The 14,803-nt window shown below is 31.5% G+C and carries 17 protein-coding genes and 3 pseudogenes; all 20 read left to right on the forward strand.

Annotation, left to right across the window (positions count from 1 at the left end; translation table 11 throughout):
* Nucleotides 1–59 precede the first annotated feature (59 nt).
* Nucleotides 60–642 (forward strand): annotated as a pseudogene (locus QIA21_RS06620) (hypothetical protein); the annotation flags it as partial.
* 329 nt (nt 643–971) lie between these two features.
* Complete coding sequence (locus QIA21_RS06625) at nt 972–1,757, forward strand: hypothetical protein (RefSeq protein ID WP_418905781.1); 786 nt, start codon at nt 972–974, stop codon at nt 1,755–1,757.
* Between the two features lie 142 nt (nt 1,758–1,899).
* Nucleotides 1,900–2,459, forward strand: a pseudogene (locus QIA21_RS06630) (DUF603 domain-containing protein).
* Complete coding sequence (locus QIA21_RS06635) at nt 2,456–3,808, forward strand: PBSX family phage terminase large subunit (protein ID WP_418905782.1); 1,353 nt, start codon at nt 2,456–2,458, stop codon at nt 3,806–3,808. The pseudogene QIA21_RS06630 and the gene QIA21_RS06635 overlap by 4 nt, the downstream one beginning before the upstream one ends.
* A 77-nt stretch (nt 3,809–3,885) precedes the next feature.
* Complete coding sequence (locus QIA21_RS06640; RefSeq protein ID WP_418905727.1) at nt 3,886–5,112, forward strand: anti-CBASS protein Acb1 family protein; 1,227 nt, start codon at nt 3,886–3,888, stop codon at nt 5,110–5,112.
* Nucleotides 5,113–5,128: 16 nt separating this feature from the next.
* Nucleotides 5,129–5,824, forward strand: a complete 696-nt coding sequence (locus QIA21_RS06645; RefSeq protein WP_418905728.1) for a DUF1357 family protein — start codon at nt 5,129–5,131, stop codon at nt 5,822–5,824.
* 11 nt (nt 5,825–5,835) lie between these two features.
* Complete coding sequence (locus QIA21_RS06650; protein WP_418905729.1) at nt 5,836–6,393, forward strand: DUF228 domain-containing protein; 558 nt, start codon at nt 5,836–5,838, stop codon at nt 6,391–6,393.
* 4 nt (nt 6,394–6,397) lie between these two features.
* On the forward strand, nt 6,398–7,156 hold the full coding sequence (locus QIA21_RS06655; RefSeq protein WP_418905730.1) for a DUF228 domain-containing protein: 759 nt from the start codon (nt 6,398–6,400) through the stop codon (nt 7,154–7,156).
* A gap of 29 nt (nt 7,157–7,185) precedes the next feature.
* A complete protein-coding gene (locus QIA21_RS06660) occupies nt 7,186–7,758 on the forward strand; it encodes a DUF228 domain-containing protein (protein ID WP_418905783.1) in 573 nt (190 codons plus the stop codon).
* A gap of 20 nt (nt 7,759–7,778) precedes the next feature.
* A complete protein-coding gene (locus tag QIA21_RS06665) occupies nt 7,779–8,738 on the forward strand; it encodes a hypothetical protein (protein ID WP_418905732.1) in 960 nt (319 codons plus the stop codon).
* A gap of 18 nt (nt 8,739–8,756) precedes the next feature.
* The gene (locus QIA21_RS06670; protein WP_418456171.1) at nt 8,757–9,212 is read left to right on the forward strand and encodes a DUF3890 domain-containing protein; all 456 of its coding nucleotides are present in this window, start codon (nt 8,757–8,759) and stop codon (nt 9,210–9,212) included.
* A complete protein-coding gene (locus QIA21_RS06675) occupies nt 9,212–9,595 on the forward strand; it encodes a DUF1506 family protein (protein ID WP_418905733.1) in 384 nt (127 codons plus the stop codon). Before QIA21_RS06670 ends, QIA21_RS06675 begins: the two co-directional genes overlap by 1 nt.
* Nucleotides 9,583–9,969, forward strand: a complete 387-nt coding sequence (locus QIA21_RS06680; protein WP_418905762.1) for a hypothetical protein — start codon at nt 9,583–9,585, stop codon at nt 9,967–9,969. The genes QIA21_RS06675 and QIA21_RS06680 overlap by 13 nt, the downstream gene beginning before the upstream one ends.
* A complete protein-coding gene (locus QIA21_RS06685) occupies nt 9,966–10,523 on the forward strand; it encodes a DUF764 family protein (protein ID WP_418905784.1) in 558 nt (185 codons plus the stop codon). Before QIA21_RS06680 ends, QIA21_RS06685 begins: the two co-directional genes overlap by 4 nt.
* A pseudogene (locus QIA21_RS06690) lies at nt 10,516–11,627 on the forward strand (DUF787 family protein). The gene QIA21_RS06685 and the pseudogene QIA21_RS06690 overlap by 8 nt, the downstream one beginning before the upstream one ends.
* 13 nt (nt 11,628–11,640) lie before the next feature.
* Nucleotides 11,641–12,069 carry a DUF1463 family protein gene (locus QIA21_RS06695; RefSeq protein ID WP_006434231.1) on the forward strand — a complete coding sequence of 143 codons (429 nt, stop codon included), beginning with the start codon at nt 11,641–11,643 and terminating at the stop codon, nt 12,067–12,069.
* Between the two features lie 15 nt (nt 12,070–12,084).
* Nucleotides 12,085–12,531 carry a DUF1473 family protein gene (locus QIA21_RS06700; protein ID WP_418905737.1) on the forward strand — a complete coding sequence of 149 codons (447 nt, stop codon included), beginning with the start codon at nt 12,085–12,087 and terminating at the stop codon, nt 12,529–12,531.
* The gene (locus QIA21_RS06705) at nt 12,528–12,764 is read left to right on the forward strand and encodes a DUF1322 family protein (protein WP_418905738.1); all 237 of its coding nucleotides are present in this window, start codon (nt 12,528–12,530) and stop codon (nt 12,762–12,764) included. Before QIA21_RS06700 ends, QIA21_RS06705 begins: the two co-directional genes overlap by 4 nt.
* A 7-nt stretch (nt 12,765–12,771) precedes the next feature.
* Entirely contained in the window at nt 12,772–14,103 is a 1,332-nt protein-coding gene (locus QIA21_RS06710) for a DUF759 family protein (protein ID WP_418905785.1), read from the forward strand.
* 16 nt (nt 14,104–14,119) lie between these two features.
* Nucleotides 14,120–14,800, forward strand: a complete 681-nt coding sequence (locus tag QIA21_RS06715) for a DUF792 family protein (protein WP_418905786.1) — start codon at nt 14,120–14,122, stop codon at nt 14,798–14,800.
* The last annotated feature ends 3 nt before the right edge of the window (nt 14,801–14,803 follow it).

The following is a 14,803-nucleotide window of genomic DNA, read 5'->3' on the forward strand; positions in this document are numbered from 1 at the left end:
AAAAATTGAATTTATTGGAGGTTGCATTATCTTTGAGGCTTATGGAGTAGGAGTAACTTATGAATAAAAAGATAGAAATGTTTATTATTTGTGCTGTTTTTGCATTGATAAGTTCTTGCAAGAATTATGCAAGTAGTAAAGATTTAGAAAGTTCAGTGGAAAGTGCAAAACAACAAGTTAAGGGATTTTTAGATACAAAAAAAGAAGAGTTGACTGAAGGCATTAAAAAGCTCGGATCAGAAGTTTCTTCAAAAGTTAAAGAAGAATAATGCAAGCTGATGACCACAAGGGCAAGTTCAAGACAAGTAGGTCAAGATGTTATATGAAAATCACAAAAATCAAATAAGTAGAAGAATTAGAGAAAAAATAAGGATTTAAAGAAGAAAATAGAAAAAACTGATGATAAAACTACTCTTGGAACATATTCTGGTTATGAAGAAGAATTAGAGAAATTAGAAAAAGAATTAGAAGATAAACTTAAAGATAAAAAAGAAGATAAAGAAAAACTTGAAAAGGAATTAAAGAACTTGAGAAAACTTTAAAAGATAAAAAAGAGAAAAGAAAAAGGCTTTAGAAGATGCTAAGACAAAATTTGAAGGGTATAAAAGGCAAGTTGATAGTGCAACTGGAGAAACTTATGGTGCACAAGTTGGAAATCAAAGGGGCGGTGGGCAACAAGCTTGGAAAGAAGCTAAAGATTTAGGTTTAAATGTAAGTTATTCTAATGATACTGATACTAGTGATATGTCAAGTGGAATAATAGAGGGTGCACTTAAAAAGATTGAAGAAGAACTTAACAATAGTATAGAAGATTTTAGAGAAGATAAAAAAGAATAAAAATGGTTTTCAAAAGCGTAAATTACCAAAAAATAAGTTGTTTTATTGCATTTAAACCAACTTATCAAACAAAATTTAATTTATACTTTTTTATTCCTATAATAATATTATTTCAATCATGTTTTTTATTAGCATTGATATTTGAAGAAGAGCCAGTTAAATCAATCACAGAAGACTACAAATTGAAAGAGGAATTGACCGAAAAAGAATTATCTAAAGAAGAGTATGAATACTATAGAGGCAACATATCTAAAATTTACAAATTTAATTTAGATGAATTTGCCAAAGAATATGAACACAATATTCATTCTACATATCTATATTTATTTGAAAAGCAAACTATGATCAGAATTTTACAAAATCATGAACTTGTCACGAAAGATTTTGATAAATATGGTTATATTTTTTTGCGATATCAAAATATGGATTATATAGATCATATACCCGTATATTATTTAGTTAGAGTTAACAATCAAAGTATTAAACAATATAAATTTCAACAAGAAAGTTTAGAAATAATTGAAAATAAAGTAAAGAAAAAGAAAATGGAATATGAGAAATCCCATGGACGTGTTAAAAATAATCCATTTTCTATACAAAGTATTCGTTATTCTTTTGAAGAGAAAGGCGACATTAAAAATAATGACATAATTTATTTTGAAGGATATTTTTACGAGATTAAAGCCTCAAATTTAAAGTTTCGGAATAATCCTCATAGTAGAGATCTTGACGGAGGAGTTGTATTTAAGGTTAAAAACCGTGAAAGCAAAGATATTAAAAATATTATTAATAAACTTACAAAAAATACACAATATTTATTAAAATTAAAGTTTTTTGAAGTTCAAGAAGGCATTATTAATATAGAAATAATAGAAATCTATGGACCGGATGAAAATGGAAAATTAACTTTAATAAACTGATATTTTTAATCAATAAAAGCCAATAAATATTAAACACCCGTCAATAGGTATAAAGAAGTTAACAGTTTGTGTTAATAAATTAACAAATTGCTTTACTATTTAGAGTAACAATTTGTTAATTTTGTTACTTTAGAGAAATTTTTTGAAAAAAGTTAAACGTTCTTTTGATGATTATGTTGCGTACTTTAGAGAAGGATTATTGGATGATAAAGAAATAGCATCGAAACTGGGAGTTTCTAGAGTAAATGTATGGAGAATGAGACAAAAATGGGATAGTGGGGAAACTTCTGTTGGTGATAATTCTAGAGTAACAATTAGTGAAGATACTTTTGAACACCTTGTAGCCCAAACTTTTAAATCAGAAGCTAAAGCTAGAAAAATTAAGGGAGAATTAGATTTAGAGCGCTCTAATTTAGAATTAGGATTTATACGAGCATTTAAACAATATGCAAGCATTGAACTAGCCAACATGCATTTAAAAATAGAAGATTTACAATCCGAAATTGCCTTTTGAATAAAAAATGTAACAAGAAAAATAATGTTAATGAAAAAATTAGTTTGTTAAAGAGTGAGCTTAATGACCTGATAAAGGAGTGTTCAATAAGGGAAATGGAGCTTTACTATGAATGTATGAAAAAGCTAACTTCTGCTCATGAAGTTGAGAGTAAAAGTAACTACAAAAGTAGTAAAGGGTACAAGTGAATTTATATCAAACAAAATTTTTTACAACACTTCAAAAGGAATACAAAAATCAGTTTGGAGTTGATATATCTAAATTTTTTGGAACAACAAACTCTTTGGTTAATTTTGCTCAGTTTGAAGAGAAATATTTAACCGTAAAGCAAAATAGGGTTATAAAAAGTATCCAAAAGAACAACGAAAAGAAAATTATACTTAGTGGTGGTATAGCTAGCGGCAAAACGTATCTTGCGTGTTATCTGTTTATTAAAAGTTTAATTGCAAATAAAAAGTTATATTCCAGTGATACTAATAATTTCATCATAGGCAATTCTCAACGTTCAGTTGAAGTTAATGTTTTGGGGCAATTTGAAAAGCTATGCAAACTTCTTAATATTTCATATATTCCAAGACATAGGAATAATTCATATATACTGATTGATTCACTACGGATTAATTTATATGGAGGGGACAAGGCAAGTGATTTTGAAAGGTTTAGGGGTAGTAATTCAGCACTCATTTTTGTAAATGAGGCTACTACTTTACATAAGCAAACTTTAGAGGAAGTATTAAAAAGACTTAGGTGCGCGCAAGAAACTATTATTTTTGATACCAATCCAGATCATCCAGAACATTATTTCAAAACTGATTATATCAATAATACAGCTACTTTTAAGACATATAATTTTACAACTTACGATAATGTTCTCCTAAGTAAAGAATTTATCAAAACTCAAGAGAAACTCTATAAAGATATACCAGCATACAAGGCAAGAGTTTTGCTAGGAGAGTGGATAGCAAGCACCGACTCAATTTTCACACAAATTAATATTATGCAAGACTATGTATTTACTAGCCCGATAGCATATTTAGACCCAGCGTTTAGTATTGGAGGTGATAATACTGCGTTATGTGTTATGGAGAGAGTCGATGATAAGTACTATGCTTTTGTATTTCAAGATCAACGACCGGCTATTGACCCTTATATTATGAATATGGTCAAGACTGTTTTACAAAATTTCAATGTACACACGCTTTACATAGAAGATAGAGACAATACTAAAGGCGCTGGAGGATTGACGCGTGAATATATGACTCTTAGAAAGAATATGAGTCAATATTTTAGAATTGCCCCAGTAAAGCCAAAGTCTAATAAGTTTAGTAGAATAGCATTGTTAATTACACCTTTTACCTACAAAAAACTTTATATTGCAAAGTATAGTAGTTCTACTGTATTTAGCGATATTTACGCTTATAAAGGGGATAATAAAACTCCCGATGACGCGCTTGATGCAATATCTGCTGCATATTTGATGTTGTCTTTAGGATATAGAGATAGAAGTGTTCATTTTGGCAATCAAAGATTTTTGTAAATTTTATTGACAAAAATATTAGTTTTTGCTATTATAAATTTAATTTAATTAAGAAAATTAAGAATAAGAAGTAAAAAATGTATGATTTAAGAAAAGCAAAACTGATAGATAAAATAAGTTCACTGGAACTATATAGATATTCAATATTTTTTAGAAATTACATAGAAAATGTAGCAGAAGATTGTCTTAAGAACGGAATTATTCTTGAGTATACTACTAGTCATGTTAGTGAGCTCGAGCTTGCTAGATTAAAAGTGCAACTTAAAAATGCTTTACTAAATTGTATTATAAGCTTCCGTTTTCATGGAATTGGATACATTTTAGTAAAAACTAAAGATACACTAGTAGACCTTGAAAGACCTGTTAATATAGAACTACCTATTGGATTTGAATACCTTGATTATGAATCTGTAAGAGACTTGGGGGTTGACTTTGATTATGTAACTTACAAAGTAAGAACTAATAATGGAAGCAATTCTTTTGATACGGTCAAAATACACAAAAATCGACTTATAATATACGAAAACTTTGATTATATCTTAAAAAGATATGTTCCGTGTTATACGGAAAGTTTTTTGCTAGATATTTACCTATTTGAGAAGATATACGTTGAAATAGAAAAACGTATTGAAAACCACAATTTTTTGTTTTACAAAGACGAGTCTTTAGTGCAGCTACAAGACGCGCTTTCTAGCGCAACAACGTCTTTGAGTGCGCTAACTCAGAGTAGTAATAATGAAAAAGGCAATAGCTTTTTATCATCCTTTCTAAGAAAACAAAACTCAAATAATCATAGTAAAGATATTTCTAATTTACGCAGTCTTAATGACTCATTGGCAAGTGAACTTGCTAGGCTTAAGAGCAATCTAAGTAATGAGGGGATGTTTTACACAGCTACTCCGAGTGCTAGTTTAGAAGTTATTAAATACGATCTTACCTATTTAAAAGAGGCCTTAGCATTAATTAAAGCAAAAATTGGTGCTGATACTAAGGAGCCTTTAACAAGAAGTTTCAACGAGCAAGCTAAAGGACTTGGAAATGATGGTAAAGGTGATAGGAGCAATTATTATGATTTTCTAAAAGGTGTACAAGAACAAATCCAGAATGCTTGTAATTTAAAGCTTAATAAGTATTTTGGACTTGATATGAAGTTCAATTCATTAGTGATGTTGAGTGATGATCAAAAGGTGGAAAGAGATATTAAGCTAATTGAGCTTTATAGCAAATATAACGATCTTATACAGAGCAGTTCTTTCAATAACGAGGAACGAGCTTTTTTAAAAGAAAAATTATTCTCATTTTGAGAAAAGGAGTTAAGAAGTGATTGAAAATGAAAAGAAAGAAATAATTGAGGATCAAGTTAAAGAAGAACATCAAGTTAAATCTGATACTAAAGTTATAAGCACCCAGGAATTTGAAGAGTATATGAGCTTAAAAGAACAAGCAAGTAATGCAAAACCTAAAGAAACAACTCGTGATTTAAGTATAAATGAGCGAATAACAAAAGAACTTGCTGAAGTTGAAGAGAGAGAGCGTGTTGAAAAGCAATTATTACTGGAGGCAGAGCGCATTAATGAAATTGATACACTTGCAAAAGCGCATCTTAGCAGTCATTTCAATAAAGAGGTACTACTTGCAAAAGGATATACTCTAAAAGACATTATGCAGGCACAACGCAGAGAACTTGTTCGCAAGTTTGTTCCAATTGAGCAAGTTAAAGCTATTTCCAAAGTATCAGACATAAGCCATATTGATGGAGAGATACTAGAACAACTTGTTTCTTTGGCTAAAGTGAATATCAAATTAAGAAAAAATGCTAATAGCAATTCATCTTCTGTTGAGGTTATTAAAGGAAATATTATTGCTAAATCAGAAGAGAGAGTAAGTTTGCTTGATCCTAATTTTGTACCAATTAATTTCACAGAGTTTGTGCAAGCTTTAAGCAATACTTACAAGCAAAGACGAGTTCAATTTTATGAAAATCTAAAAAGAGATAACAGAAGAAACATTGCTTAAAGGAGTTTTTAATGAGTGATATTACAAAAATTAAACAAGAGTTTGATAAAAAAGTTGAGGAAATTAAAGCATTAATGAAAAATCCCCAGCAAAATGCTAGCTTACTTAGCAATTCTATTGAGTTTAGGGATAAAAATTTAATTTACTCTAATTCTGATGGAGTTTGGACTAGTAGTAAAGACAAAATAGAAAATTATCCTGCTAAAGGGTATCCCTACAAGCGCGGAGTAAAGTTTAGTTTTAGTGCTGATGGTACATCAGAACTTGAAGTTGAGGCTGGAGGTGGTGATGATTTGTATGGAGTATGCACTGATATAGACGAGTTTACTGGTATGGCAACTGTAATTCCAATTACAAACAACTTTACAGGATATTTAGTATTTAAGAAACCAGGAACTGATATAAAGCCGGGTGAGAAGCTGCATTTTAATGCGCAGGGAGAACTTGAAAAGACTAGTGGTTCTGATAAAACTATTAATGCCATAGCACTTTCAAAGACACATAAATTGACTGAAGAATTATATATAGGACTTGCTAGCGTTTTTGGAAATAGAGCTTTAAAAGGGTAATTAAATGGCTTTAAAAGGTAAAGAGCAAGTTCCGGATGGTGTTGATGATAATCCACAATTAGGTCTGCAGGCAGAAATTCCAGCTGCTCCTAGAGCTAGGCGTCAAGCAAGACAAGCTGAAGATGATGCAGTAATGGACCCATATCTTGAGTCGGTTAAAGAACTTGATGATATTCTTTTGAAATTCAAAAAATATGCAAAATCAATGAGTTCTGTTGAAAATAAGGTTTTTAGCAGTTCAAGTGGTTGTTTTCAGTCTAAGAATGAGCTAGTTGATGCTTATACATTTGCATGTTCAAGTTATACGGACAAAATAGAAGAATATTTCTACGATCCAAAAAAGAGTTTTCCATATAAGCGTGGGGTTAAACTTGTTCCAAAAGAGAACTCCGTATATGTTGAGGTTGGTGCTGATAATGATATGTATGGCATATGTGTTGATGTATGCGAATTTAGTTGTACTGCGTATGTTTTGCCAATTACAAATAACTTTGAGGGGTACCTTGTTACAAGAAATCCTAGTATAAAATCGGGTCAAATATTAGACATTAATTCAGATGGAGTTATTATCAAGGCTGATGGTGGGCCCCCAACATTAATTAATGCTTATGCACTTTCTGATTCATTTACAATCAAGTTTGCATCAGAAGATAAGGATAAACAAGCTGAAAACATAAGACAAGATTATTCAATTAATTTAATAAAAGTTACAATTTTTGGCAATAGAGGCCTTGAGAAAACAGTAGTTGCTGCTGGTGGTTAAGACTAAAGAAGTTAAAAGGAGGAAAGTTAATGGCAGATACAACGCAATTAGTAAAAGAGTATCAAGAAAAGCGCAGTAAACTAGAAAAGTTTATGAAAAATCCACAACATTATACTAGTTTACTAGGCAATTCTATTGAGTTTAGGGACAAAAACGTACAATTTTTTGCTTCTGGAGGCATTAGAACTAGTAGTTTTGATAAGTTGGAAAATCATCCATATTCGGGGTATCCCTATAAGCGCGGAGTAAAAAGAGTTATTCAAGAAGAAAAAAAGGATGAAATTCACTATGAGCCCCATGTTGAGGCCGGAGGCGGTGAAGACTTATACGGAATATGCATTGATGTAGACGAGTTTAGCAAAACAGCTACTATTGTTCCAATTACAAATAATTTTGAGGGTTACCTGGTTGCAAAAGATTCTACACCTAAAGCAAAAGACAAGCTTATTTTTAATAAAGACGGCGCTCTAGAAAAGGTCTCAGGAGGACAAAATAAGACAACTGTTAATGCAATAGCGCTATCTGATGCAAAGCAAATTAGTAATGATGTTTATTTAATAAAAGTAGCAGTGTTTGGAAATAAAGCTGTAAGTAAAAATTAAAAAAATTAAGGAGGTTTTAAATGGAACTTTACGATGAAAATTATTATGCAAAATCTGTAGCTAATATTATAGGAGAAGTTAAAGACCCCATTATGTATAAATGGTTTTTACCTGATCAGATTGAAGATGTTGATCTTAAAATGGGATATCAAAGAACTGTAAAATGGGACGCGTTTTTAAATGCTAATCCTACAACAATTGCTAATGAGGTTAATACTATCTCAACTATTGGGTTTAGTTCTGAAGTAGTTAGACTGAACTATTTAAAATTACAATATAAATTTAGACATTTAAAGCAGACTTCTGAAAAATTTTACACTTCAGACTCATATATTGGCGACATTAATAATAATTTATTGCCTTTTGCTCAAGCTTATAAGCTTGCAAGTAGTGAAATTATCAAACTTATTAATCACTTTGTACTAACAGGAACTGTTTCAATTCAAAAGGACGGAAAAAATCAAAAACGTTTACTTCCTAATATGTACGGACTACTTAATATGCCGGAACAGATAAAAGAAGAAGTTGCACAAGGTGATAAGGATAAGATGGATAAAATATTTGAAAAAATTGAAGCAGGACTTTCAAAATTAGAGTTAGGCGACGAATTTTCTACACCTATGATGGTGATAGTTGACCCCGCAACTTCATTGAAATTGGTAAAACCATATGCAGTAGGCCAAGCTGTTACATCAAGTTGTGAAAAATGGGAAGATGTTTTGATCCAAACTATTAAAGCTATTAATAATCGAGAAGATGTTTATATTGAAACTTCAAACTTGCTAAAACATCAAATACTCATTTATCCGTTAAACTCAGCGCTTATTAAATTTAAGCCTAGCAAGTACATGTTGCCTACACCAAATGAACAAGTTGATAAGGATTCAACTGATATTGCGCATTCATACATTGATTTTGTTTTAGGAGGTCTACTTGCTACCAAGAAGACTATTTTGCAAGTGAACATTAAACAAAGTTAATAAGATAAGGCAAATAAAATGAGCGAACAAAAGGACTTGCAAGTACAAGCTGAAAATGAAGAAGAACTCTTAACAACGAAACTTCATTCTCAAGTGTTATTGCTATTAGGAATAGATCAACTAGCACTAAGTAGGCAAAATTTTCTACTTCACTTATCTTTACTTCAAGCTATTTTGGTAACACGTGGTATTGACGCTAGTTCACTTACATATGAACAAATATTTTTACTTACCTTTTATCATATGGGTTGTCAATTAAGAAAGCAAGGGGTTGTTCGAGAATTTGAATTTGAGAGGATTAAAAAAGAGAAATTCAATGAGCTTGAACTTGATTATTATCCTAGCAGTGGTGGAGGCGAAGAAGGTGGTGGAGAAAGTTGTGGGTCAAATAAGAACTTTTGTTCACAACTTGATGCATTTTTAGAAAAACTAAAAAGAGAAACCTCAACGCCGTCTTGTGTAGGAGTTGTATAGTGAGTGGCGTTAGAAAAAGACTCTCAGATATGTCTACACGTATGATCAACGTTTTTAAGGATCCTAGCCCTTTAAGATTTTATAAAGGCACTGTTGTAAAACTTGAAAATGACGATTCTTATCAAAGAGTATTTGATAAGAATAAGTACACCGAATTTGCTGGAGTAATTATTGACATAAAACCACAAGAACTTGCAATGCTTTATGACTCCAATATATCTGATATTCAAGGGTATTCTAAACTTTACACATATCAAGATCTTAACTTTGAACTAAAAGACCGAATATCAATTTCAGATTTGGTTTACTTTGAAATATTTAGCATTGACTCTTCAATAGGATACTTTACGCTGGTTTTAAAGGAATTTATATGGACGGACTAGACTTTACAATTGAATTGGAAATTGGTTGGTTTGGAGGTCGTTCTAATATTGCTAGAATGCACGAGAAAGGCGGCGCTAAATTACCAGTAAGAAAACATTTAACTAAAATTGCTGGTAGTTCTGAATTTAGAGAATACATCAACAATAGTTATATAAATTCTAAGTTCAATATTGAGCCTAAATTAGGAATGAGTGCTATTGGAGAAGCTTTTGTAAGATACTATGAGAATTATGTACTCTCAGGGCAAGTTACACCGGGTTTAAAGGATAGTACAATCAAAAGCAAATTAAGAAAAGGTAGTAGCACTGCATCAATCCCACTTGTTGATACATCAAAAATGTTATCAGAACTAACTTATAAGGTGCTTGAATGATTGTAACTTTAGATTCGATTTTAAATCATTTAATCCAAATATTTAAAGGCTTTAAGGTCTATGCAACTGAAAATAATTTTGAATGCGATATTATAAATACTTACAATCATCCGTACCTTTCAAAAATTACAGCTGCTAGCCCCAATATAATAGCATTGAAATTTGATGGTACAGAACATCTATTTGATCATGACTGCAAAACTGGTGCATTTTATGAAAATGCTTTGGAATTTAGTGTGAATTTCCAAATATATATTATTGCAGTAGTATTAAATGCTAAAGATTTTGATGCTAATTCGCGTATGCTAATACTTTATGGTATGCTTAGCGAGTTTCTACATAATAGAGTCCATAAGTATACTTTAGAAAATCAATCTCAACCCGAGTATGTAAATAAAATCAACTTTTACATTTACCCAACATCTAATATGCAAGCAGTTGGACTAATAAATTTAGGTACAAAATATAGCAATCATGCATACAGTGCATCTGTAGCATTTAATGCTAGTGTAAAAGCAATTGAAATTTTAAAGGAGGAGTACGTAATTGCCTGAAAATACAATTAGTGTAAGTTTGGTAGACTCTAGCATTCAAGCTAATACACCCAACTATTACAATCCACTTTTGGTCTACAAAACAGCCAAAATTAAAGTTAACAAAGATGCTGCTAACTATAAAACATTGAGTTTGACTGTTAATAACTATGAAAAAGAAATTGAAACTTTAGAAAAAGATAATGGAAATGGACAAGATCAGTTTGGAAAAGAAAAAACACTATTGAAAACCGCAATGTCAAATTTTTTCAATTCAACTGAAGAGTCCTTAAAATCAGTTGTTCTTTTCATTTATAAGGATAAGCCCGAGGAACTTAAAAACTATCTTAAAGCGTATAGGCACTCTTTTGTTGTGCTTATTAATACTGAAGGGGACAATTCAGATGATGGACTAACTGTTTATAAAGATGACTATGCCAAGTTTAAAATGTCTTCAACTTTTTTGTATTCTCAACTAAAGAGCAAGAGATAAAAGAACTATTTAAGGATAAAAGCAATCTTGAGAAAGAAAGAAATATTGTTGTTTATAGCAATAATAGAGATAATTTACACCTTAAATTTATAAGTGCATATTTGCATCAAGCAAGCATTTTCCACTCTGTTAATCCATATGGTATGCCATTAGCTACTACACCACTTCTTGACGATGCTGTAATTAAAAAGTTAAGGGATGCAAAAATTAACTTTTACTCACTTCTTAACGAGACTGGTCTTGACGGTATATCTGCTTTTAAGGAGGGTGTTGATCTTTCTGGTAAAGCAATAGACGAGATTTTTACTTACCACTACATAAAAAATGAGGCTATTGTTGAGCTTATTCGAATTTGGAATAAAAACAATAGACAAAATAGTAAATTATCTGCACTACAACTTAGTGGCGCTAGAGATAATGCCTATACTTCAGCAATTGAATGCCTACTCAAACGGTTTATTGATAGGGGACTACTTGTAGAATACAAGAACTTAAAGCTTACCCTATCAGGCACCAAACAGCTTAAATTGGAACTTAGCGTGAATATTACTTACAACTTTAGTATTAATGCAGCTACTTTAGTGATTACTTCTCAAGATATAGTTGATTATCAAAATAGTTTAAACGTATAAGGAGTTAAAAATTATGCAATTTTATGATTTAAGGGAAGTTTACTTTTCAATCGGTGGTATACAACTGCACAGTGGTAAACTAGAGCTTACAAGCGAGCCTACTACAAGAGCAGTTGTTAGTACTGAAGACAAAGGATTTCCTGTAATAAGCTTACGTGACCCTAAAACTATAACTTATATTTTCAACATTGAAGTCACTCTAGGCAGTCATGACTATATTGCGTTAACTGAAATTGCAGACGATCAGTTTTATAACATGGATGTTAGCAAATATGATAAAATGCTTGATTTAGCATTCAATGATAGAATTGCTACCAAAATTATTTCTAACCATGCAATTTTCACTGAAGAACCCTCAAGAAGTTATTCAGCAGAAGCTGAAAAAGTGACTTTTGAGATTAGGGCTATTAATTGCCAAAAAACACACCCAAATAAAAGCTAAAAGGAGAATCTTTCCATGATAATGAGATATAAAATGAAAATTTTAACCAAAAATAAAACCTATGAATACCCACTTAGAGTATTACCAGTCTACGAATGGGATAGAGTACTAGGATTTAATCAAAGCGACGCTATTTATAAGCTTAATGAAGTTAAATACTTAAGAGAAATTACAAGCTTAATGATAAGTCCAAAGTTTTTAGACGAATTTTATGTAATTCTAGATGCAAATAGAGAATTTATCTCTTATTATAAGGACTATCTTGTTGCTATTATCTACACCGCGCAATTCAATACTTTTCACGCAGATAATGACCTTAAAAAACCCGCTTTAGCATATTTGAGTGAATACGAAAATAATGTTGGCGATTTTGTTACTTTTGATTATATCGATGATAATTTTGATTATGAAAAAGTAGCTGCTTCACTTACATCAAATTCTAATGAACTAGTTGCTAAATGAGGAAAATAAATAAAGATATTGACAAAGCTATTGCAAGTCTTAATGAGACTAGAAAAAAGTATTTCAACTTGATTGAAGAGATAAAAAACGATAAATACTATTTTCCAGTAATTATGAATATTTGCTCATACGATGATGTTAAGAAAATGCCTTATGATGAGCTTTTAGAAGTTAACCGTATTGCTGATCTTAAATTAGAAAAAGAATTGTATGAATTAATTTTAAGTAAATGAGGGATTAATGAGCGACAAATTCACCATTAAATTTAAGGGCGTTCTTGATCATGCAGCAACAAAAAAAGCTATCGAACAAGATATTACCAAAATGGAAAAATATCTTAAGCCTAAAAAATCTAGTTTGGGTAGTACTAAAGATATTGTAAAAAGTAATTTGTCGGATAAGAAAAAAGAATTAAGCAAACAAACTAAATTTGAAAGCTTAAGAGAGCGTGTTGAGAAATATAGACTTACACAAACTAAAAAGCTTATGAAACAAGGCATGGGTTTTGAAAAAGCTCGAAAAGAAGCTTTCAAAAGGTCTTTAATGTCTGATAGAGATAAAAGGCGCCTTGAGTATAAAGAGCTTGCAAAAGAATCAAAAGCAAAAAGTAAAATGCTAGCGGCTTCTCAAGGGAAAGGACTTGTTGCCAAAATTGCTATAGGTAGCGCTCTAGGAACTGTTATTGGCAACGCTGTTAGTAGAGTAAGTGGTGGGATTTTTGGTTTTGTGTTCGGCTGGATTAAAAAATCAGTTGAAGCAATTTCTCAACAGAAAAAAGCACAACACCTCAATAGCGCATTTTATACAGAAAAACAACGGGCATTATTTATGGGAACTAAAGATAAGGAAGGGAATATTACCGGGGGAATTCTTAATAATAGGAAAGGATTTGAGCGTGACTTAGAAAAAGAAGAGTTTCTGCGGCAATTTTCTCTTATTAAGGGCACTCTAACAAGTATGAAACAATTGACTCCAGAGAGATTAAAACTTACGGGGGAAATGATGGCCGATCTTGTATCTAGCGGTCATGCTAGCATGAAAGAGGCTGCAGCACTTGTTGACGCGCATATTAGAGGATATGGGAACCTTTATAATACAATGGAGGGCACAATAAAAGGCGAAAAATATACGGTACAAGCAAAAGATAACTATGAAAGAGACGCTCGGGGCAATGATTATAACTTTAGATTTAAGAAACTTGCAGAAATGCATCGTGATTACGCAAGTTTCGGCCTTACAAAATTTTCTGATGAGAAAGAAAAGATTGATAGCAATTTAACCAAACTTGAACAATCTCTTATGAATGTGACTGCTGCGGGTATGCAACCGGTGCTTGAGGGTGCTTCAAGAATAATTGATTGGGTCGAAGACTTAATAAAAACATATAATACAGGGGGCATTACCGGAATTATAAGCAAAATGGCTACAAGTGTTGCAAGTTCTATAGGTTCTGCAATTTCCAATGCGTTCCAAAGTGCAATAGGCTCATTATCTGGATTATCTTCAGGGGCGGCAAAAGTCGCATATGCCGCTCTGAAGTTATTGGCAGGGCTTGTTGGAATTAAGTTGTAGTAAAAGGTAATTACTTATGGACATTAACAATAAAAATATTATTAATAATAAAACAATATCGCCTGCAGAAAAAGAGGATTCTACGGATATTATAAATGCAAATAGTGACAATTGCGAAAATAAAAAAGAAGGGGAAATGTCGTGTGAAGAGACTTCTCAATTAATAAAAGATATAGGGACTCAACTACTTGCTCTTTTTGGAGCAGATAACTTTTTATTGCTATACCCACGACCAGATTTTAGAGGTTTTGGATATGTGCCACAATTGTTTTTTATAAAACCAAAAACCCAGCTAATCTCACGGTCTTATAATACTAGTTATTCTAAACGACCAGTTATCAACTATTATGATAGAAAAGCGCAATATGTAAGCTACAACCCCGTAATGACAGGAGAACATATCTCATTAAGTGGTGGGATATTAACTTCTATGTACAAACATATGCTTTCAATATTTAAAACCACTGTTTTTGAGAATTTTTTGTTCCGCTTTGACTCTCACCTTGTAAAAGAACAACTATCCAATAGACTGCAGGCTCAAGTTCCTTTTACTATCTACAGTCCAACTTTTGGATTTAAAGAATTAGCTATAATTACAAATCTTTCGTTTAAGGACACTCCCTTCATCGATGAAGTTGAAGTTAGTCTGTCAATGGAGGTAGTGAAAACATTTAAATTAGAAAAATATAAAGGATAATAT

Origin of the sequence: Borreliella japonica, assembly GCF_030438115.2 — a bacterium.
Classification (GTDB): domain Bacteria; phylum Spirochaetota; class Spirochaetia; order Borreliales; family Borreliaceae; genus Borreliella; species Borreliella japonica.

Coding starts and splice junctions, on each gene's coding strand:
- QIA21_RS06640 (WP_418905727.1), top strand. CDS start 3,886: ATGTATGATTTAAGAAAAGCAAAACTGATAGATAAAATAAGTTCACTG.
- QIA21_RS06650 (WP_418905729.1), top strand. CDS start 5,836: ATGAGTGATATTACAAAAATTAAACAAGAGTTTGATAAAAAAGTTGAG.
- QIA21_RS06655 (WP_418905730.1), top strand. CDS start 6,398: ATGGCTTTAAAAGGTAAAGAGCAAGTTCCGGATGGTGTTGATGATAAT.
- QIA21_RS06660 (WP_418905783.1), top strand. CDS start 7,186: ATGGCAGATACAACGCAATTAGTAAAAGAGTATCAAGAAAAGCGCAGT.
- QIA21_RS06665 (WP_418905732.1), top strand. CDS start 7,779: ATGGAACTTTACGATGAAAATTATTATGCAAAATCTGTAGCTAATATT.
- QIA21_RS06670 (WP_418456171.1), top strand. CDS start 8,757: ATGAGCGAACAAAAGGACTTGCAAGTACAAGCTGAAAATGAAGAAGAA.
- QIA21_RS06680 (WP_418905762.1), top strand. CDS start 9,583: ATGGACGGACTAGACTTTACAATTGAATTGGAAATTGGTTGGTTTGGA.
- QIA21_RS06685 (WP_418905784.1), top strand. CDS start 9,966: ATGATTGTAACTTTAGATTCGATTTTAAATCATTTAATCCAAATATTT.
- QIA21_RS06695 (WP_006434231.1), top strand. CDS start 11,641: ATGCAATTTTATGATTTAAGGGAAGTTTACTTTTCAATCGGTGGTATA.
- QIA21_RS06700 (WP_418905737.1), top strand. CDS start 12,085: ATGATAATGAGATATAAAATGAAAATTTTAACCAAAAATAAAACCTAT.
- QIA21_RS06705 (WP_418905738.1), top strand. CDS start 12,528: ATGAGGAAAATAAATAAAGATATTGACAAAGCTATTGCAAGTCTTAAT.
- QIA21_RS06710 (WP_418905785.1), top strand. CDS start 12,772: ATGAGCGACAAATTCACCATTAAATTTAAGGGCGTTCTTGATCATGCA.
- QIA21_RS06715 (WP_418905786.1), top strand. CDS start 14,120: ATGGACATTAACAATAAAAATATTATTAATAATAAAACAATATCGCCT.